Source organism: Kitasatospora sp. NPDC056076 (genome assembly GCF_042266305.1).
Taxonomy (GTDB): domain Bacteria; phylum Actinomycetota; class Actinomycetes; order Streptomycetales; family Streptomycetaceae; genus Kitasatospora.
Map to the genome: position 1 here is coordinate 32043 of NZ_JBHJWG010000029.1, position 20917 is coordinate 52959.

The window sequence follows — 20917 nt, forward strand, 5'->3', positions numbered from 1 at the left end:
GCGGGCGGGCGGGACGGGAGCGCGGGGTCAGACGGACAGGGCGAGCCGGTTGATCGCGGCGAGCGGGATCGGCAGCCAGCTGGGCCGGTGCCGGGCCTCGTACACCACCTCGTACACCGCCTTGTCGATCTCCAGCGCCCGCATCAGCTCGGGTGAGGCGGCCGGGTCGGCGCCGCCCCCGGCGGTGTAGCCGGCGCAGAAGGCGGTGCGGTTGCGCTGGGCCCAGGCGGCGGCGAGGTGGGCCAGCTCGGGGTCGACCGGGCCGCCGGCCAGCAGGTGGGCGGCCGCGTAGTCGAAGGAGCGCAGCATCGCGGCGACGTCGCGCAGGGCGGGCTGGGGTTCGCGGCGCTCGTTGACGGATTTGGCGGGCTCGCCCTCGAAGTCCAGCAGCACCCAGCCGTGCGGGGTGCGCATGGCCTGGCCGAGGTGGAGGTCGCCGTGGATGCGCTGGACCGGCAGGCCGTCCGGGTGGGCGTCGGCGAGCTGCTGGAAGGCGGCGCGCAGGGCGGCGCGGAAGCGCAGCAGGCCGGGGACGGCGGCGACGGCGCTGTCCAGCCGGTCGGCCATCGCGGTGGCGAGCCGGCCGGTCTCGGTGCGGTCGAGCCGGGCGACGGGCATGGAGCGGGCGAGCACCCGGTGCACCTCGGCGGTGGCCCGGCCGAGCCGGTGCGCCTCGATGGCGAAGTTGCCGGGGGAGCGGTCGCCCTTGAGCCGGCCGACCTGGTCGAGGGCGAGTTCCCAGCCGTCCTCGGCGTCCGGCAGGTAGCGCTGGAGCAGTCCGAGGGTGGCGGGTTCGGCGCGTTCCATCCGGCTCTCGAACCAGGCGGCGACCCGGGGGATGCGGGTGGAGCCGGCCCGGGAGAGGGCGAGGGAGAGTTCCAGGTCGGGGTTGGTGCCGGGGTGGACGCGTCGGAACAGTTTGAGGATGTACGAGGTGCCGTAGATGACCGAGCTGTTGGACTGTTCGGCGGTGGAGGCGCGGCCGGGGAGGTTGGCGGGCAGTCCGGAGCCGGGGGTGCGGCGGAAGGAGAGCGAGCCGAACCGGTCGCCGGTGGCCAGGTGTTCCAGGAGGCGTCCGGTGAGTTCGGGGTCGTGCACGGCGTCGTAGAGGGCGGCGCCGTCGTACGGGCCCTGGGTGAGCCGGCCGAGTACGGCGCCGGGTTCGATCCCGGCGGGCCCCTGGGAGCGGATGCCGAGCAGCAGTTGGTAGGTGTCGCCGTGCGGGAGGCCGGCCGTGGTGGCGTGTTCGACCCGCAGCAGCAGGTGCAGCAGGGCCGGGTCGCCGACCTGCAGCGGGGTGCCGACCACCGGGACGAGGCCGGTGATGGGGCGCCCCTTCCCGGCGTACCAGCGCTGGGTGGGGAGCCAGTCGGCGATCAGCGGCAGGGCCGCCTGGACGAGCTCGCTGACCCCCAGGGCCGTTCTCCGGACCCCGGTGCCCCGCGCGCCCGGGTGCGGCGCGGAGCCGGCCGGGGCGTCGTGCTGCACATGGGCTTGCGAACGGGAGGTTTCGGACATGACTCCCTTTCCCCGGAAGCACGCGGACGGCCCGACGGGTCGTGGCCGGGGTCCGTCAGTCTTCCGGATTTCGGCGGCGCGGCGGTCGCGGCACGCGAGCACGGCTCGGGTGTCACGCCTTCGTGTGGGTGGCCGTTGGGCTGTTCTCCGTACGCGGTGGTGCAGAGAACTCCGGGGGCGCGGGGGTCAACTCGCGCCCCCGGAGGGTCTGGTGGTGCTGTGCGGGCCGCTGGTGGCAGGGCTCGGCGGATCGTTACTTCGACCGCCCGGTTCCGCTGGTGCGCGGGGGCTGCCGGAGTTGGAACCAGTAGAAGCCGTGGCCGGCCAGCGTGAGCAGGTAGGGCCACTCGCCGATCGACGGGAAGCGCACTCCGCCGATCAGTTCGACCGGGTACCGCCCGCCGTACTGCCGGAGGTCCAGCTCGGTCGGCTGCGCGAACCGCGAGAAGTTGTTCACGCACATGACCAGGTCCCCCTCGTGCTCGCGCACGAAGGCCAGCACGGCGGGGTTGCTGGACGGCAGTTCGGTGTAGGTGCCCAGGCCGAACGCCGGGTTGAGCTTGCGGATCTCGATCATGCGACGCGTCCAGTGCAGCAGGGAACTCGAACTGCTCTGCTGCGCTTCGACGTTGGTCACCTGGTAGCCGTACACCGGGTCCATGATGGGCGGCAGACTGAGCCTGCCCGGGTCGGCGGAGGAGAAACCCGCGTTGCGGTCCGGGGTCCACTGCATCGGCGTGCGCACGCCGTCCCGGTCGCCCAGCCAGATGTTGTCGCCCATGCCGATCTCGTCCCCGTAGTAGAGCACCGGCGAGCCGGGCAGGGAGAGCAGCAGGGCGGTGAACAGCTCGATCTGGTTGCGGTCGTTCTCCAGCAGCGGGGCGAGCCGGCGGCGGATGCCCACGTTGGCGCGCATCCGCGGGTCCTTGGCGTACTCCGCGTACATGTAGTCGCGCTCCTCGTCGGTGACCATCTCCAGGGTCAGCTCGTCGTGGTTGCGCAGGAAGATGCCCCACTGGCAGCCGCCCGGGATCGCCGGGGTCTTGGCCAGGATCTCCGACACCGGGTACCGGGACTCCCGGCGCACGGCCATGAAGATCCGCGGCATCACCGGGAAGTGGAACGCCATGTGGCACTCGTCGCCGCCGGCCGTGAAGTCGCCGAAGTAGTCGACCACGTCCTCCGGCCACTGGTTGGCCTCGGCGAGCAGCACGGTGTCCGGGTAGTCGGCGTCGATCTCCTTGCGGACCCGCCGGAGGAACTCGTGGGTCTCCGGCAGGTTCTCGCAGTTGGTGCCCTCGCGGGCGAACAGGTACGGCACCGCGTCCAGCCGGAAGCCGTCGATGCCGAGGTCGAGCCAGAACCGCAGCCCGGCGATCATCTCGTCCTGGACGCGGGGGTTGTCGTAGTTGAGGTCCGGCTGGTGGGAGAAGAACCGGTGCCAGTAGTACTGCTTGCGCACCGGGTCGTAGGTCCAGTTGGAGGTCTCGGTGTCGACGAAGATGATCCGGGCGTCCGGGTACTGCTTGTCGTCGTCGGCCCACATGTAGAAGTCGCCGTACGGCCCGTCCGGGTCCGCCCGGGAGGCCTGGAACCACGGGTGCTGGTCGCTGGTGTGGTTCATCACGAAGTCGATGACCACGCGCATGCCGCGGGCGTGTGCGGCGTCGGTGAACTCCATGAAGTCGGCGAGGTCGCCGAACTCCGGCAGCACCGACTTGTAGTCGGCGACGTCGTACCCGCCGTCGCGCAGCGGCGAGGCGAAGAACGGCGGGAGCCAGAGGCAGTCGACGCCGAGCCACTGCAGGTAGTCGAGCTTGGTCGTGAGCCCCTTGAGGTCCCCGACCCCGTCGCCGTTGCTGTCCTGGAAGGACCGCACCAGCACCTCGTAGAAGACCGCACGTTTGAACCACTCCGGGTCCAGGTTCTTCTTCGAGGTCTCCGGAAAGGTGTCGGGGACGGGCTCGTTCACTGTCACGCTGGGTTCCTCCGAACCGTGAGGAGGTGAGCCGGCTCGGCTGAGGGATCGAGCCGGACGTAGTTGTGCCGGCCCCAGGTGTAGGCGGCGCCGGTGAGCTCGTCGTGCACCGCGTGGGGCCCGTCGCCGTCGAGCGTGACGGTGGCCTCCTGGACGTGGTGCGGGTCGAGGTTGACCACGGTGATGACCCGGTCGGTCAGGCCGTCGGCGGTGGTCGCGGTCTTGGAGTAGGCGAGCACCTGCTCGTTGTCGGTCGGGTGGAAGCGCAGGTCGCGCAGCTGCTGCAGGGCCGGGTGGCGCCGGCGCAGCCGGTTCAGCACGGTGAGCAGCGGGGCGAGGGTGTCGGTGCGGTTCCAGTCGCGGGGGCGGAGCTCGTACTTCTCCGAGTGCAAGTACTCCTCGGAGCCGGGCTGGGCCGGCTCGTTCTCGAACAGCTCGTAGCCGGCGTAGACGCCGTAGCTGGGGGAGAGGGTGGCGGCCAGCACGGCGCGGATCGCGAAGGCGGCGCGGCCGCCGTGCTGGAGGTAGGCGTGCAGGATGTCCGGGGTGTTGGCGAAGAAGTTGGGGCGCATGTAGGCGGCCGCGTCGCCGGTGAGTTCGGTGAGGTACTCGGTGAGTTCGCGCTTGGTGGTGCGCCAGGTGAAGTACGTGTACGACTGGTGGAAACCGATCTTCGCCAGGGTGTGCATCATCGCGGGGCGGGTGAACGCCTCCGCCAGGAACACCACGTCCGGGTCGGTCCGGGCGATGTCGCCGAGCACCTTCTCCCAGAACACCACCGGTTTGGTGTGGGGGTTGTCGACCCGGAAGATCCGGACGCCGTGCGACATCCAGAACCGGAGGGTCCGGACGGTTTCCTTGACGATTCCGTCCATGTCCTGGTCGAAGTTGACCGGATAGATGTCCTGGTACTTCTTCGGCGGGTTCTCGGCGTACGCGATGGTGCCGTCGGCGCGGTGGCTGAACCATTCCGGGTGCTTGTTCACCCACGGGTGGTCGGGGGAGCACTGGAGGGCGAAGTCCAGCGCCACCTCCAGGTGCAGCGCCCTGGCCTCGGCGACGAAGTGGTCGAAGTCCTCGATGGTGCCGAGGTCCGGGTGGACGGCGTCGTGGCCGCCCTCCGGCGAGCCGATCGCCCAGGGCGAGCCGACGTCGTGCGGACCGGCCGTCAGGGTGTTGTCCGGGCCCTTGCGGAAGGCTCGCCCGATCGGGTGCACCGGCGGCAGGTAGACCACGTCGAAGTCCATCGCGGCGACCGCCGGCAGCCGTTCGGCGGCGGTGCGCAGGGTGCCGGAGCGCGGCGGCTCGACCCCGTTCGGGTCCACCACCGCGCCCTCCGAGCGCGGGAAGAACTCGTACCAGGAGCCGAACAGCGCGCGCTCGCGGTCCACCTGGAGCGGCAGCGGGCGGGAGGCGCTGAGCAGCTCCCGCAGCGGGTGGCGGGCCAGCAGCTCCAGCACCTCGGGGGCGAGCGCGGCGGCCAGCCGGGACAGCGGCGGCAGGCCCGGGTCGCGCAGCGCGTCCGCGGCGGCCAGCACGTGCGCCCGGCCGTCCTTCTTCGGCACCCCGGCGGCGGCCTGCTCCAGCAGCCGGGCGCCCTCCTCCAGGACCAGCGCGGTGTCGATCCCGGCCGGCAGCTTCACCGCGGCGGTCTTCCGCCAGGTGGCGACCGGGTCGCTCCACGCCTCCACCAGGTACGACCAGCGGCCCGGGCCGGTCGGGGTGACGTGCGCCCCCCAGCGGTCGGTGCCCTCGGCGAGCTCGCGCATCGGCGTCCACGGGCCGCTGCGCCCGCGCGGGTCGCGCAGCACCACGTTGGCGTTGACGGCGTCGTGGCCCTCGCGGAAGACGGTCGCGGTGACCGGGAAGGTCTCGCCGACGACGGCCTTGGCCGGGCGGCGGCCGGCGTCGATCTGGGGGCTGACGTCCAGGACGGGGATGCGGCCGATCACGGTGTCGCTCTCTGTCGTCTTGCGGGCGGAGGGCTTGGTGGCGGTCTTGGTGGCGGTCTTGCGGGCGGGGGCCTTGCGCGCGGGCGTCCTCGCGGCGGTTCCCGAGGGCTCCGGCGGGGTGGCCCCGGAGCCGGCCCCCGCGGTGGCGGTGCTGCGGCGCGTGGTGGTGGTGCGCCTGCGCGGTGCCGCCGGGCTCTCCTCGGCCCCGGGTTGGGGGGCCGTTGCGGAGGGCTGCGCCGTGGGAGCCTGTGCTGCGGAGGATTCGGTACGGACCGCCCCGGACACCCGGGGCGACGGCATCGCCGGGTCTGTCCGAGTGTCAGAATCCATCCGTCCGGCGGATTCCGCGACCGCTGCGTCGACGGTGTCGGCCACCGGTGTGGACTGGTCCCGCGTGTCGCCGTGCATGCCAAACTCCTGCCCGAGATCAGCGGCAGCTCCCGCGCGGGCCGGGGGTGGGCCGGGGGGAGTACCGGGAGGACTGCTGGGTGGGGTGGACGTGCGACCGGAAGCCTGCCCGCGCCGCTGTCCCCGGCAACCTGCCCGGCGCCCGCCGAACCGGTGGCGGGGCGCCCCGGAACCGGTGCGCGTTCCGGCGCACGCCTCCGCGGGCACGCCCCCGGGCGGGCCGGTCGACCCGTGAACGAGCCGACCGTGCGCGAGGACACGCGCCGGTGCGCGGCGAGCGCCGAACGGGCTAAGGGAGAAGGGGAAGGATCAACGCGAAAAGGATTCGGACGTGCTGCTCCACGGGGGACGCCACCCGTCGTCGTTGTCCCCGCAGCATCAACGACCTTCGGCCATCCTCGCACCGGCGACACGGTTTTCGCAGCGGTACGACAGTAGTTTCGGGATTTGTCCGGGGCCGTGGATCAGCCGGAAATGGATCTGTTCCGCAGAGTTCACGCATTGGTAGCGCGACGACCGGAAATGTGCGCCTCGCGCGCCCCCCGTGCAGACCAATGCGCCGAATGCGATCTCATCAATAGCCCGAACGGATGCCCAATAGTCCACTTGACCCGTAGTCGGACCGGGCGTCGAGGCTACGCTTCACCGCTGTGAAGGCAATCCGCAGATTCACCGTCCGCACCGTCCTGCCCGAACAACTCCAGCCGTTGCACGAGCTGGCCCTCAACCTGCGCTGGTCCTGGCACCCCGAGACCAGGGACCTCTTCCGGTCCGTGGACCCGGAGGTCTGGGCCGCGACCGGCGAGGACCCGGTGCGGCTGCTCGGGGAGGTCCCGGCCGCCCGGCTGGCCGCGCTCGCCGCCGACCGGCGCTTCCTGCGCAGACTCGGCGACCTCGCCGACGACCTGCGCGAGTACCTCACCGGCCCGCGCTGGTACCAGGCCCAACAGGACGGCGGCGCCACCCCGCCGCCCACCGCCATCGCCTACTTCTCGCCCGAGTACGGCATCGCCGCCGCGCTGCCCCAGTACTCCGGCGGCCTCGGCATCCTGGCCGGCGACCACCTCAAGGCCGCCAGCGACCTCGGCGTCCCGATCATCGGCGTGGGGCTGTTCTACCGGCACGGCTACTTCCGCCAGTCCCTCGACCGGAGCGGCTGGCAGCAGGAGCGCTACCCCCTGCTGGACCCGGACGAACTGGCCGTCAGCCTGTTCCGGGAGGCCGACGGCACCCCCTGCCGGGTCGACCTCGCCCTGCCCGGCGGCCGCACCCTCGCCGCGCACATCTGGAAGGCCCAGGTCGGGCGGGTCCCGCTGCTGCTGCTCGACTCCGACATCGAGGCCAACTCGCCCGCCGAGCGCGACGTCACCGACCGGCTCTACGGCGGCGGCAGCGAGCACCGGCTGCTCCAGGAGATGCTGCTCGGCATCGGCGGCGTCCGGGCCGTGCGGGCCTACTGCCGGCTCACCGGGCACCCCGCCCCCGAGGTCTTCCACACCAACGAGGGCCACGCCGGCTTCCTCGGCGTCGAGCGGATCCGCGAACTGGTCGCCGCAGGGGCCGGGCTGGACTTCGCCGCCGCCCTGGAGTCCGTCCGGGCCGGCACCCTGTTCACCACCCACACGCCCGTCCCGGCCGGCATCGACCGCTTCGACCGGGAGCTGGTCGCCCGTCACTTCGACGGCGACGCCGCGCTGCCCGGCGTCCCGGTCGAGCCGGTGCTCGCGCTCGGCGCCGAGACCTGGGCCGGCGGGGACCCGAAGCTCTTCAACATGGCCGCCATGGGCCTGCGGCTCGCCCAGCGCGCCAACGGGGTCTCCACCCTGCACGGCGAGGTCAGCCGCTCGATGTTCAACGGCCTCTGGCCCGGCTTCGACCCCGCCGAGGTGCCGATCACCTCGGTCACCAACGGGGTGCACGCCGCCACCTGGATCGACCCGGCCGTGGTCCGCCTGGGCGCCGCCGAGATCGGCGCCGAACGCGCCGAGGAGGCGATGACCACCGGCGAGACCCAGCGCTGGACCGGCCTGGAGCGGATCGGCAACACCGAGGTCTGGGACCTGCGCCGCAGCCTGCGCGCCCAGCTGGTGGACGAGGCCCGCCGCCGGCTGCGCGCCTCCTGGCGCCAGCGCGGGGCCGGCGAGGCCGAGCTCGGCTGGGTCTCCTCGGTGCTCGACCCCGACGTGCTCACCATCGGCTTCGCCCGCCGGGTGCCCTCGTACAAGCGGCTCACCCTGATGCTGCGCGACCCGGTCCGGCTGCGCGCCCTGCTGCTGCACCCCACCCGGCCGGTGCAGATCGTGGTCGCCGGGAAGGCCCACCCGGCCGACGACGGGGGCAAGCGGCTGATCCAGCAGATGGTCGCCTTCGCGGACGACCCGACGGTGCGCCACCGGATCGTCTTCCTGCCGGACTACGACATGGCGATGGCCCAGCACCTCTACCCGGGCTGCGACGTCTGGCTGAACAACCCGCTGCGGCCGCTGGAGGCCTGCGGCACCTCCGGGATGAAGGCCGCGCTCAACGGCTGCCTCAACCTGTCCGTCCTGGACGGCTGGTGGGACGAGTGGTACGACGGCCAGAACGGCTGGGCGATCCCCACCGCCGACGAGGACGCCGGCGTGCTCGACCCGGAGAGCAGCGAGGCCGAGCGGCGCGACGACATCGAGGCCGCCGCGCTGTACGACCTGATCGAGGAGCAGGTCGCCGGCCGGTTCTACGACCGGGGCTCCGACGGGCTGCCGCACCGCTGGATCGCCATGGTCCGGCACACCCTGGTCACCCTCGGTCCCAAGGTGCTGGCCGGGCGGATGGTCCGCGAGTACGTCGAGCGGCTGTACACCCCGGCGGCGCTGGCCCAGCGCGAGCTGGCGGTCCGCGACCACGCCTGTGCCCGGGAGCTGGCCGGCTGGAAGGCGAAGGTCCGGGAGGGCTGGCCGGGCGTGCGGGTCGAGCACGTCGAGGCGGACTGTCCGGCCGAGGCCCAGGAGCTGGGCAGCTCGCTGGCGCTGCGGGTGCAGGTCGCGCTCGGCGCGCTGGAGCCGGGCGACGTCGAGGTGCAGGCGGTCTCCGGCCGGGTCGACGAGACGGACGGCATCTCGGACGCCGAGGTGCTCGCCCTCAAGCCGGTCGGCGGGCCCGACCTGGACGGCCGCACCCGCTACGAGGGCGCGCTGGAGCTCGGCCGCACCGGCCCGTTCGGGTACACCGTGCGGGTGCTGCCCGCGCACCCCCGGCTGGCCTCGCCGGCCGAGTTGGGGCTGGTCGCCCTCCCGGCCGAGTCGACGGGGATGGACGCCGGGCTGCTGCGCTGAGGCCCCGGACCGGGTGGCTGCCGTCCACCGTTGCTACGGACGGCAGTCACCCGCTTGCCCCGGGTGACGGGCGGGGGGAGCGTGAAGGCCATGATGCGAACCCTGCGCGCCGCCGCCCTGGCCGCGCTCTCCGTGCTCCTCGTGGCGTGGCCGGCCCAGGCCGCCACCGCCCCCCTCCCGGCGCCACCGGCGACCGCGCGGCTGTCCCTGGAGGTCTGCCCGCCGCAGGACCCGGTGGTCCCGGGCGGGACCGGGACGCTGGAGGTGAAGGTCACCAACCAGGGGCCGGCCGCCACCACCGACGACACCCTGGTGGTGGTGCACCTCCCCGCGCCGGGCGTGGTGCGGTCGGCCGACCCGGCCGTCACCCTGACCTACTTCGGCACCGGCAGCTCCTACACGATCCCGGCCGGGCTGGCACCGGGGGCGGCCTCGGTCGAGCGGCTGGCGCTGTACGTCGCGCCGATCACCGAGTCCTTCCTCACCGTCGACGGCGACGTCCAGGCCTTCTACCCGGGGGACCCGGACCGGTCCGGCCACACCACCGCGTACCGCCTGACCACCGCCGACACCAGGGCCCACTTCATGGTCGGCGCCTCCTCGGCCTGGCAGGCCGGGCACCCCGTCCCGCAGCCCGGCGACCTCACCGGCAGGCCCGGGGCGACGATCGACCTGCCGCTGTGGGTGTACAACGCCGGCCCCTCGTACTCGCGGCACCCGATCGACCTGGCGATCACCGTGCCCGAGCACACCACGCTGACCGGCACGCCCCCGTACGGCTGCACCGCCACCGGGCCGCGCACGCTGACCTGTCACTACGCGAGCGGGCCGCGGTTCCAGGACGCGGTCTTCATCGACCCGGCCGTGGTGATCGACTCCTCGACCGTCGCCGGGCAGGTGCTGCCGGGCGGCACGCTGGACGTGGTGGCCGCGGTGGAGGACCGCCCCTCGCCGGACTGGCACACCGACTACGTGGTGACGGTGAACTGACGCGGCCGGGGCCCGCGGGGCCCGGACATGGAGCGGCCCGCCCGGGTGCGTGACGGCGCACCCGGACGGGCACAACTGTGGGGCCCTGCGGCCAGGGCCTTTCTTACACCAGACTGTCCCGCCAGGCACGATGCAGGGTGGCGAAACGGCCCTCCCCCTCGATCAGCTGCCGCGGCGAGCCGTCCTCGACGATCCGCCCCTGGTCCATCACCAGCACCCGGTCGGCGATCTCCACGGTGGAGAGCCGGTGGGCGATGATCACCGCCGTGCGGCCGGCCAGCACCGTGCGCATCGCCCGCTGCACGGCCTGCTCGCCCGGCACGTCCAGGGAACTGGTCGCCTCGTCGAGGATCAGCACGGCCGGGTCGGCCAGCAGGGCGCGGGCGAAGGCGACCAACTGGCGCTGCCCGGCGGAGATCCGGCCGCCACGCTTGCGCACGTCGGTGTCGAAGCCGTCCGGGAGCGCGGCGATGAACCCGTACGCGCCGATCTCCCGGGCGGCCTGCTCGACCTCGGCGCGGGTGGCGCCGGGGCGGCCGATCGCGATGTTCTCGGCGACGGTGCCGGAGAACAGGAAGGACTCCTGGGTCACCATCACCACCCCGCGCCGCAGCTCCGGGGTGGCGAGGTCGCGCAGGTCCACGCCGTCCAGCCGGATCCGGCCGTCCGTCGGGTCGTAGAAGCGGGCCAGCAGCTTGGCGACCGTCGACTTGCCGGCGCCGGTCGCCCCGACCACCGCGACCGTCTGCCCGGCCGGGATCAGCAGGTCGAAGGGCGGCAGCACCTCCTTGCCGGTGCGGTAGGCGAAGCGCGTCCCCTCGAAGGAGACCGTTCGTCCCTTGGCTGTGACTCGCCCGCTCGCCTCCGGGCGCTCCGACCCGGTGCCGACGTTCTTCGCTCCGGCACTCCCTCCTTCGTCGGTCGCTTGTCGCTCATCGCTTTCGGCACCGGCGCGCCCTTCGGCTCGGGGCGGGGGCGGCAGTTCGACCGGTTCGGCCGGCTCGGCGACGGTCGGCTCGTGGGCGAGCAGGCCGGCGATCTTCTCCAGGGCCGCGGCGGCGGCCTGGTAGCTGTTCAGGAACATCGCCAGCTGGTCGATCGGGTCGAACAGGCGGCGCAGGTAGAGCGCGAAGGCGGTCAGCACGCCCAGCTCCAGCGCGTCGTCGGCGACCAGGTAGGCGCCCATCAGCACGATGCCGGTGAACCAGACGTTGGCGGTGGCGCGGGAGAGGCCGACGTACCGGGCGAGCTCCATGAAGCCCTCCGCGTTGGCCGCCGAGGCCTGCCGGTTGACCACCCCGAAGGCGGCGTCGTTGGCCTTCTCGCGGCGGAAGGCCTGCACCGGGCGGATGCCGTTCATGGTCTCGGTGAAGCGCACGATCATCGAGGCGGCGGCCGTCCGCGAGCGGCGGTAGACCCGGCGCGAGCGGGTGCGGAAGGAGTGGGCGACCAGGGCCAGCGGCAGGAAGGCCGCCAGCGAGGCCAGGCCCAGCCGCCAGTCCAGCACCACCAGCAGCACCGAGATGTAGCAGACCGACAGGAAGACCGTCAGCAGCTCCTGGAGGCCCTCGGAGAGCAGTTCGCGCAGCGCGTCGATGTCGCTGGTGGCCCGGGAGATGATCCGGCCCGAGGTGTAGCGCTCGTGGAAGTCCAGGCTGAGCCGCTGGGCGTGCCGGAAGATCCGGCCGCGCAGGTCCAGCAGGACGTCCTGGTTCACCCGGGCGCTGATCTTGATGAACACCCACTGCAGCAGCGGGCTGAGCAGGGCGCAGAAGAGGTAGCCGGCCACCACCGCGACCAGCGGGCCGGAGTCGTGCGCGCGCAGCGCCGGGATGCCGCGGTCCATCGCCACCGCGACCAGCAGCGGGCCGGACTGCAGGGCGGCCTGCTGGACCAGGATCACCACCATGGCGACGGTGATCCGGGCCCGGTGCGGGGCGAGCAGCGAGCGCAGCAGTGCCCGGGGCGCGCCGGGCGGGACGGGGATGTCCTCCTCGTCCGCCGGGGGCGCGGGCAGCTCCTCCTCGGCCGGGACGGTCGGGTCGGTCTGGTCGCTCCGGTCGGCCGCGGCGGGCCCGGCGGGTTCGACGGTGGTGGTCATCGGGTGGAGCCCTCCTCAAGGACGAACGGGCCCTCGGGCACCGGGGCGGCCTCGCCCGACATCAGTTCGCGGTAGCGGGGGCAGTCCCGGAGCAGTTCCTGGTGGGTGCCGACGGCCTCGATCCGGCCGTCCGCGAGCACCGCGACCCGGTCGGCGAGCAGCACCGTGCTGGGGCGGTGGGCGACCACCAGGGCGGTGGTGGAGCCGAGCACCTCGCGCAGCGCCCGTTCGACCAGGGCCTCGGTGTGCACGTCGAGCGCGGAGAGCGGGTCGTCCAGCACCAGGAAGGGCGGGTCACCGACCACGGCGCGGGCCAGCGCGAGGCGCTGGCGCTGGCCGCCGGACAGGCTCAGGCCCTGCTCGCCGACCTCGGTCCCCACCCCGGCCGGGAGCTTCTCGACGAAGCCGGCCTGGGCGGTGGCCAGGGCGGAGGCCAGCTGCCGGTCGTCCGCGCCGGGGGCGCCCATCAGGACGTTCTCCCGGACGGTGGCGGAGAACAGGGTGGGCTCCTCGAAGGCGACCGCGACGAGCTCGCGCAGCTCCTGCCGGGGCAGCTCGGCGATGTCCCGGCCGTCCAGGGTGATCCGGCCGCCGGTGGCCTCGTACAGCCGGGGGAGCAGGGCGGTGAGCGTGGTCTTGCCGCTGCCGGTGGCGCCGACCAGGGCCATCGTCTCGCCGCTGCGGACGTGCAGGTCGATGCCGGCCAGCAGGTCGGGGGTGTCGTCGGGGGCGTCGGGGTAGCGGAAGCGGACGCCGGTGAAGCGGATGCCGTCCGGGGTGCCCGGGGTGCCCGGGGTGCCCGGCGTGCCGGGGGCGGCGGTCGCGGTGGCCGGGTCGGCGGGCTCGGCGGGTTCGGGCTCGTCGATGACCTCGAAGAACCGGTCGGTGGCGGTGGCGGCCTCGTTGGCGTAGGCGAGCAGCCAGCCGAGCGACTCGACCGGCCAGCGCAGCGCGAGCGCGGTGGAGAGGAAGGCGACCAGGGTGCCGGCGCTCAGCTCGTCGTGGGCGACCAGGTAGGCGCCGACGGCCAGGGCGCAGCCCAGGGCGATCTCCGGCAGGCCGACGATGACCGCCCACAGGTTGGCGAGCTGGTGCGCCTTGCTCAGCTCGGTGCGGCGCAGCCGGTGGGACTGGGCGCGGAAGTGCTCGGCCATCGCGCGGTGCCGGCCGAAGGCCTTGAGGATGCGGATGCCGAGCACCGACTCCTCGACCACGGTGGCGAGGTCGCCGTTCTGGTCCTGGGCGAGCCGGGCGGTGACGGAGTACTCGGACTCGAAGCGCCGGGTGAGCACCAGCAGCGGCGCGGCGGGCAGCAGGATGATCACGGCGAGCCGCCAGTCCTGGGCGAACATCAGCACCGTGCCGGCCAGGAAGGTCACCGAGTTGACGACCAGGAACACCAGCGGGAAGGCCAGGAAGAGCCGCATGGCGTTCATGTCGGTGGTGGCCCGGGAGAGCATCTGCCCGGAGCCCCAGCGGTCGTGGAAGGAGACCGGCAGCCGCTGGAGCTTGGCGTAGAGGTCGGCGCGCATGGCCGCCTCCAGCCGGCCCAGCGGGCGGGACAGCACCACCCGGCGGGTGTAGAACAGGGCGGCCTCGACCAGTCCGAGGAGCAGCAGCAGGCCGATCGGCGGCCACAGCGCGTCGAGGTCGTGCCGGGCGAGCGGGCCGTCGACGATCCGGCCGAGCACCACCGGGACGGCCAGGGTGCTCAGCATGGCGAGGGTGGCGGCCGACACCGAGACCAGGAGCCGGCCGCGGACGGCCCGGGCGTAGGGCCACAGGCGCAGCAGTGAGCGGACCGTGGAGCGGCGTCGCCCGGTCGTGCGGTCGGAGTCTTGTCGGTTCTCGGCCATCGCGGTGAGGGTAGGCAGAGTGCCCGTCATTTCTCATCCGGTTTTTCGCCCCTGTCGGTGAAGGCCGCCGAGAACCGGCCACCCGAACGGGTGAGGCAAGGGCGTGCTGAGGGGCGTGCGGAGCCGTTCGTGCAGGGAGGAGTGCGCCGTGCGCCTCTTGCGGGCGCCTGCCGAACGGCCGATTACATCTCCTGACGGATGCTCATTGGCAAGCGAGTGACAGGAGTGTGTGGACATGACGGTCGACACCGAGCCCACCCCCGGCCCAGGATCGGCAACCGTGCAGGTCAGGGCCCAGCTCAGCCTCAGCACCACGGCCGCCCGCAACCTGGCGACGACCACCAAGTCGAAGCCGCAGATGCAGGAGATCACCTCCCGCTGGCTGCTCAGGGTGCTGCCGTGGGTGCAGGTCAGCGCGGGTACGTACCGGGTCAACCGTCGCCTCAGCTACGCCCCCGGGCGCGGCCGGGTGGGCTTCGCCAAGGCCGGTTCCACGGTGACGGTGATCGCGCCCTCGCTGGCCGAGGTGCCGGCGTTGCGCGGGTTCGAGGACCAGGAGGTGCTGGCCGAGCTGGCCCGCCGCTTCGTGCAGCGGGACTTCGCGCCGGGCGACGTCCTGGTGCGGGAGGGGGCGCCGATCGAGGAGGTGTTCCTGATCGCCCACGGCAAGGTCGACCGGATCGGCACCGGCAAGTACGGCGAGGAGACGGTGCTCGGCACCCTCGCGGACGGCGACCACGTCGGCGACGAGGTGATCACCGAGCCCGGCGGCAGCTGGCCGTACACGGTACGGGCGGGCACCGCCGGCGTCGCCATGGCGCTGAACGCGGCCGGGCTGCAGGAGCTGGTCGACCGCTCCGCGCCGCTGCGCGAGCAGCTGCTGGGCTTCGCCGCCGACGCCGCCCAGGCGCAGAACGCCCACGGCGAGGCGGAGATCGACCTCTCGGCCGGTCACCAGGGCGAGTACGAGCTGCCCGGCGCCTTCGTGGACTACGAGTTGGAGCCGCGCGAGTACGAGTTGAGCGTCGCGCAGACCGTGCTCAGGGTGCACACCCGGGTCGCCGACCTCTACAGCAAGCCGATGAACCAGACCGAGGAACAGCTGCGGCTGACCATCGAGGCCCTGCGCGAGCGGCAGGAGTACGAGATGATCAACAACCCGGAGTTCGGCCTGCTCCACAACGCCGACTTCGACCAGCGGATCCAGACCCATGCGGGCGCGCCCACCCCGGACGACCTGGACGAACTGCTCTCCATGCGCCGCGACACCGACTTCCTGTTCGCCCACCCGAAGGCGATCGCCGCCTTCGAGCGGGAGTGCACCAAGCGCGGCATCGATCCGGGCACGGTCGACGTCCTGGGCAAGCGGCGGCCGGTCTGGCGCGGGGTGCCGATCCTCACCTGCGACAAGATCCCGGTGGCGGCCAACCGGACCACCTCCTTCCTGGCGCTGCGCGTCGGCGAGGACGACCAGGGCGTGGTCGGCCTCACCCAGGTCGGCATCCCGGACGAGGTCGAGCCCGGCCTGAACGTCCGCTTCATGGGCATCAACGAGCAGGCGCTCTCCTCCTACCTGGTCAGCGCCTACTTCTCGGCGGCGGTGCTGGTGCCGGACGCGCTCGGCGTCCTGGAGAACGTCGAGGTCAGCCACCCGTTCAACTGACCCGGGCGTCGCGGGCGGGTGCGCGCAGCAGTTGCAGCGAGCGCCCGCCCAGCGCCACCGCGCCCCGCGGCCGGGCCTCGCCGGTGCCTGCGGCGGCCGTGTCCAGCACCGTCTCGTAGGCGGCCTCCGGCTCCGCCCAGGGCTCGCCGGGCAGGGTGAACGCCACCGGTTCGGGGCCGGAGTTGAGCAGCAGCAGGAAGCTGTCGTCGGCCAGCAGGAGCCCGGTGTCGTCCCGTTCGGGCAGCGCGGCGCCGGAGAGCAGCATGCCGAGGCAGGCCGTGGGGCCGAACCAGTCGGCCTCGGTCATCTCCTTGCCCAGCGGGGTGAACCAGGCGAGGTCCGGCTGTCCGCCGGGGGTGGCGGCCCGGCCGGAGAAGAACGCCCGCCGGCGCAGCACCGGGTGGGCCCGGCGCAGCCGGACCAGCCGTCCGGTCAGTTCGCACAGCTCCTGCCAGCCGGGCTGCTCCAGCAGCGACCAGTCCAGCCAACTGACCTCGCCGTCCTGGCAGTAGGCGTTGTTGTTGCCGCCCTGGGTGCGGCCCAGCTCGTCCCCGGCGGTGATCATCGGGACGCCGGCGGAGAGCAGCAACGTGGCGGTCAGGTTGCGCAGTTGGCGCAGCCGCAGGGCGTTCACCTCCGGGTCGGTGGTCTCGCCCTCGGTGCCGTGGTTCCAGGAGCGGTTGTCGTCCGTGCCGTCCCGGTTGGCCTCGCCGTTGGCCTCGTTGTGCTTGCGGTCGTAGGAGACCAGGTCGCGCAGGGTGAAACCGTCGTGCGCCGTCACGTAGTTGACGGAGGCGTACGGGCGGCGGCCGGCGCGCTGGTAGAGGTCGGAGGAGCCGGCCAGCCGGTAGCCGAGCTCGCGCACGTCCGGGCGGGCGCCGCGCCAGAAGTCCCGTACGGTGTCGCGGTAGCGGTCGTTCCACTCGGCCCACAGCGGGGGGAAGCCGCCGACCTGGTAGCCGCCCGGGCCGACGTCCCACGGCTCGGCGATCAGCTTCACCCGGCTCAGCAGGGGGTCCTGGGCGATCGCGGCGAGGAAGGGGTGCTCCATGTCGACGCCGTCGCTCGCCCGGGCCAGGGCGGCCGCGAGGTCGAAGCGGAAGCCGTCCACGCCCATCTCGGAGACCCAGTAGCGCAGCGAGTCGGTGATCAGCCGGATCACCTGCGGGCGGCGGGTGTCCAGGGTGTTGCCGCAGCCGGTGTAGTCGGCGTAGCCGCGCGGGCGGTGCGGGGCCAGCCGGTAGTAGCCGGCGTTGTCGATGCCGCGCAGGGAGAGGGCGGGCCCCAGTTCGGCGCCCTCGGCGGTGTGGTTGAACACCACGTCCAGGATCACCTCGATCCCGGCGGCGTGCAGGGCGCGGACCATCCGCTTGAACTCGCCGACCTGGCCGCCGCGGGAGCCCGAGGCGGAGTAGCCGGCGTGCGGGGCGAAGTAGCCGACGGTGTTGTAGCCCCAGTAGTTGACCAGGCCGCGGGACTGGAGGTGGTCCTCGCTGGCGTACTGGTGCACCGGCAGCAGCTCGACGGCCGTCACCCCGAGGCGGGTGAGGTGGGCGAGGGCGGCCGGGTGGGCCAGGCCGGCGTAGGTGCCGCGCAGGTGCGGGGGGATGTCGGGGTGGCGCATGGTGAAGCCGCGGACGTGCAGCTCGTAGAGGACGGTCTCGGCCCAGGGTGTCTTCGGGCGGTGGTCGTCGTACCAGTCGTCGTCGTCGTGGACGACCACGGATCTGGGCACGTACGGGGCGGAGTCGCGGTTGTCCCGGACGGTGTCGGCGACGTCGGCCTCCGGCCAGTTGCGGACGGCGGAGCACGCGGCGTCGTGGGAGGTGTAGCAGCCGTCGACGGCGCGGGCGTACGGGTCGAGCAGCAGCTTCGCGGGGTTCCAGCGGGCGCCCGTCCACGGGTCCCAGCGGCCGTGCACCCGGAAGCCGTAGCGGGTGCCGGGGCGGACGCCGGGGAGGAAGGCGTGCCAGACCTGGAGGTCCTGCTCGGTGAGGCGGTGGCGGTGCTCCCGGCCGTCCTCGTCGAACAGGCACAGGTCGACGGCCTCGGCACCGGCCGCCCAGAGGGCGAAGTTGGTGCCGGGGCCGCCCGGCCGGTCCGTCCGGAAGCGGGCGCCCAGGGGCTGCCAGCTGCCCGGCCGTACCCCGGCCTCCTCGGCTTCCAGGTCCTGGCCTGAGGTCATGGTCGTGCCCTCCCTGAACGGGGGGTCCCGGGCCCCGTTCACCTTCTCTTTCCCGTTTACGCCCCTCTCCGCACCCACCCCTTCCACCGTCCCCTTCCGCAGCGTGTCCCGCTCGCCCCGGTCGGGGGGTGGGGGTGGTCGGTGGGGATGGGGTGGTGCGGGTGGTGGGCGCGTGTCCCGGGGTGGTTCGGGGTCGTTGTTCCCGGAGTCCGGTGTTCCAGGCGTCGGACCCGAGCAGTGGGAGGCCCCGGGATGCGGCGCCGAGGTGGGGTGTGGGCGCGCCGGGTGGCGGCGGCGGTGTGCTGTCTGGCCGTGGTCAGCGGCTGCGGCGGGTCGGCCGGGGCGCCGGCGGGGGACGCGGTGGGGGCCGGGGCGCCCACGCCTCCTCCGCCGCCGTCGCGGGCGGTGCTGGCGGCGGTGCCCGCGGACGGGGCGCAGGACGTGCCGCCGGAGGGGCCGGTGCGGGTGGGCGTGACGCAGGGGCGGCTGGTGTCGGTGCGGCTGGCCGACGCGAAGGGGGTCGAGCTGCCGGGGGCGATCGGCGCGGACGGTGCCAGCTGGGCGCCGGAGGGGGCGCTGCCGCTGGGGACGGCCTTCACCCTGGACGCGGTCGCGGAGGACGACCAGGGCCAGCGGGCGGCCCAGCACTCGGAGTTCTCCACGGCGGCCCGGGCGCACACCTTCGTGGCGTTCTTCACGCCGGAGGACGGGTCCACGGTCGGGGTCGGGATGCCGGTCTCGCTGCGGTTCAGCAGGCCGATCGCCGACCGGGCGGCGGTGGAGCGGGCCGTGCAGGTCACCGCGGACCCGCCGGTGCCGGTGGCGGCGCACTGGTTCGGCAACCAGCGCCTGGACGTCCGCCCGCAGCAGTACTGGGCGGCCGGCACCAAGGTGACGGTGGCGCTGCGGCTCAAGGACGTGCAGGGGGCGCCGGGGGCGTTCGGCAGCCAGAACCGGGACCTGCGCTTCACGGTGGGCCGGGCCCAGGTGTCCACGGTGGACCTGGACGCGCACACCCTGACGGTCCGGTCCGGGCCGGGCGGCAAGGTGGTGCGGGTGCTCAAGGTCTCCGGGGGCAGCCCCGAGCACTCCACCTACCGGGGGGTGATGGTGGTGTCGGAGAAGTACAAGCTGACCCGGATGAACTCGCAGACCGTCGGGATGGGCGACGAGTACGACATCAAGGACGTCCCGCACGCGATGCGGCTGACCACCTCCGGTACCTTCCTGCACGGCAACTACTGGGCGGACCAAGGGGTGTTCGGCACCGCGAACACCAGCCACGGCTGCATCGGGCTGGCGGACGCCAAGGGGGGCGCCGGCAAGGACACCCCGGCGGGGTGGCTGTTCGAGCACACCGTCCCGGGCGACGTGATCGAGGTGCGGGCCTCGGCCGGGGACTTCGTGCCGCCGTCGAACGGGCTGAACGGCTGGAACGTGCCGTGGGACCAGTGGGTGGCGGGCAGCGCGCTGCGGTAGCCACCTCCCCCCGGCCACCTCCCCGGGATCCGCTCGGACCGCACGGTTATCCTGCTCCGACGCGTCGGGCCCGATGCGAAAGATCGGGACCCGGTGCAACTCTTCCGGGCGCCCATCGCGTCAAGTGAGTGAATACCTGGAGGGGAGATTCCGTGAAGACGGGGAACACGGCCGGCGCTGCGATACGCACCGGTGGGCGCTACCGGCGCAGGGGCGCGATGGCACTGGTCATGGGGAGCGTGCTGCTGCTCACCGCGGCGTGCAACGACGACAAGGGCGCCACCTCGGGTGACGCGACGGCGGCGGCCCCGGCGGACGCCGGCGGGACGGCCGCCCCCGGCGGCGGTGCGGCCACGCCGAAGACCTCGGCGGCCGTGCTCTCGGTGTCGGCGAAGGACGGTGCCGAGGACGTCGCGCCGAACGCGCTCCAGGTCTCGGTCTCCAACGGCAAGTTGACCGCGGTCGAGGTGACCGACAAGAACGGCAAGCCGGTCGAGGGCGCGATCGCCCCGGACGGCGCCGGCTGGAAGCCCGCGGCGGCGCTCGCCGTCGGCATGGCGTACAAGGTGAACGCGCAGGCGAAGGACGACGCCGGGCTGGTGGCCGCGTCGACGACCTCGTTCACCACGCTGACGCCGGAGAAGAAGGCCTCCGTCAACGACAACATCGCCGACGGCGGCACCTACGGCGTCGGCATGATCGTCTCGGTGAGCTTCAACAAGGACGTCAAGAACAAGGACGCCGTCCTGAACGGCATCACCTTCGAGGCCAGCGACGGCACCAAGGTCAAGGGCCACTGGTTCGACAGTCGCCGGGTGGACTTCCGCCCGGAGGACTACTGGAAGCCGGGCACCAAGGTGACCATCAAGTACCGGTTGAAGAGCGTCGAGATCGCGCCGGGCGTCTACGGCGACGTGGACAAGGACGAGCCGTTCAACATCGGCCGCTCGATGGTCTCCACCGCCGACGCCAAGTCCCACAAGATGACGGTCGAGCGGGACGGCAAGAGCACCACCCTGCCGGTCACCATGGGCGCGGACGCGACGCCGTCCTGGAGCGGGACGATGGTGGTGATGGCCAAGGAGGGCATCACCCACATGGACTCGCGCACCGTCGGCCTGGGCGGCGAGTACGACATCAAGGACGTGCCGCACGCGATCCGGCTGACCACCTCCGGCACCTTCGTGCACGGCAACTACTGGTACAAGGGCATGCCGTTCGGCAACCTCAACGGCAGCCACGGCTGCATCTCGATGCAGGACGTGCAGGGCGGCAGCGACTCCTCGGTGGCCGGCAAGTTCTACAACGACTCGATGGTCGGCGACGTGGTGAAGGTCGTGAACAGCAAGGAGAAGACCGTCTCGCCCTCCAACGGGCTGGGCGGCTGGAACATCGCCTGGGCCAACTGGTAGGCCCGGTCGGATTTCTGTACGAGCGGCCCGGACTCACCCGTTGGGGTGGTCGGGCCGCTCG

11 protein-coding genes are annotated in these 20917 nt (G+C 73.0%); 5 read left to right on the top strand and 6 right to left on the bottom strand.

Going from position 1 to position 20917, the window contains the following annotated elements; translation table 11 throughout:
* Positions 1 to 27: 27 nt before the first annotated feature.
* From ACFC1T_RS23440 to ACFC1T_RS23450, 3 genes are all read right to left on the bottom strand, one after another.
* Positions 28 to 1518, bottom strand: a complete 1491-nt coding sequence (locus ACFC1T_RS23440; protein ID WP_375891502.1) for a phosphotransferase — start codon at positions 1516 to 1518, stop codon at positions 28 to 30.
* 253 nt (positions 1519 to 1771) lie between these two features.
* Positions 1772 to 3496, bottom strand: a complete 1725-nt coding sequence (treS, locus tag ACFC1T_RS23445) for a maltose alpha-D-glucosyltransferase (protein WP_375891503.1) — start codon at positions 3494 to 3496, stop codon at positions 1772 to 1774.
* The gene (locus ACFC1T_RS23450) at positions 3493 to 5448 is read right to left on the bottom strand and encodes an alpha-1,4-glucan--maltose-1-phosphate maltosyltransferase (protein ID WP_375891557.1); all 1956 of its coding nucleotides are present in this window, start codon (positions 5446 to 5448) and stop codon (positions 3493 to 3495) included. The genes treS and ACFC1T_RS23450 overlap by 4 nt, the downstream gene beginning before the upstream one ends.
* 1058 nt (positions 5449 to 6506) lie before the next feature.
* On the opposite strand from ACFC1T_RS23450, the gene glgP reads away from it, so the two are divergent.
* A complete protein-coding gene (gene glgP / locus ACFC1T_RS23455; protein WP_375891504.1) occupies positions 6507 to 9170 on the top strand; it encodes an alpha-glucan family phosphorylase in 2664 nt (887 codons plus the stop codon).
* Positions 9171 to 9260: 90 nt separating this feature from the next.
* Positions 9261 to 10160 carry a hypothetical protein gene (locus ACFC1T_RS23460; protein ID WP_375891505.1) on the top strand — a complete coding sequence of 300 codons (900 nt, stop codon included), beginning with the start codon at positions 9261 to 9263 and terminating at the stop codon, positions 10158 to 10160.
* Between the two features lie 103 nt (positions 10161 to 10263).
* Here ACFC1T_RS23460 and ACFC1T_RS23465 read toward each other — a convergent pair whose 3' ends face one another.
* Together ACFC1T_RS23465 and ACFC1T_RS23470 are read right to left on the bottom strand one after the other, a co-directional pair.
* Positions 10264 to 12261, bottom strand: a complete 1998-nt coding sequence (locus tag ACFC1T_RS23465) for an ABC transporter ATP-binding protein (protein WP_375891506.1) — start codon at positions 12259 to 12261, stop codon at positions 10264 to 10266.
* Positions 12258 to 14117 (bottom strand): ABC transporter ATP-binding protein, encoded by a 1860-nt coding sequence (locus ACFC1T_RS23470; protein WP_375891507.1) that lies wholly within the window; start codon positions 14115 to 14117, stop codon positions 12258 to 12260. Before ACFC1T_RS23470 ends, ACFC1T_RS23465 begins: the two co-directional genes overlap by 4 nt.
* Positions 14118 to 14352: 235 nt before the next feature.
* Here ACFC1T_RS23470 and ACFC1T_RS23475 point away from each other — a divergent pair, with 235 nt between their 5' ends.
* Positions 14353 to 15780 (top strand): family 2B encapsulin nanocompartment shell protein, encoded by a 1428-nt coding sequence (locus ACFC1T_RS23475; RefSeq protein ID WP_375891508.1) that lies wholly within the window; start codon positions 14353 to 14355, stop codon positions 15778 to 15780.
* On the opposite strand, the gene glgX is transcribed toward ACFC1T_RS23475, so the two are convergent.
* Positions 15773 to 17965, bottom strand: a complete 2193-nt coding sequence (gene glgX, locus ACFC1T_RS23480) for a glycogen debranching protein GlgX (RefSeq protein ID WP_375891509.1) — start codon at positions 17963 to 17965, stop codon at positions 15773 to 15775. The genes ACFC1T_RS23475 and glgX overlap by 8 nt on opposite strands.
* 252 nt (positions 17966 to 18217) lie before the next feature.
* Here glgX and ACFC1T_RS23485 point away from each other — a divergent pair, with 252 nt between their 5' ends.
* Positions 18218 to 19444 carry an Ig-like domain-containing protein gene (locus ACFC1T_RS23485; protein WP_375891510.1) on the top strand — a complete coding sequence of 409 codons (1227 nt, stop codon included), beginning with the start codon at positions 18218 to 18220 and terminating at the stop codon, positions 19442 to 19444.
* Positions 19445 to 19662: 218 nt separating this feature from the next.
* Positions 19663 to 20856, top strand: coding sequence for an Ig-like domain-containing protein (locus ACFC1T_RS23490; RefSeq protein ID WP_375891511.1), 1194 nt, complete (start codon positions 19663 to 19665; stop codon positions 20854 to 20856).
* Positions 20857 to 20917 lie beyond the last annotated feature (61 nt).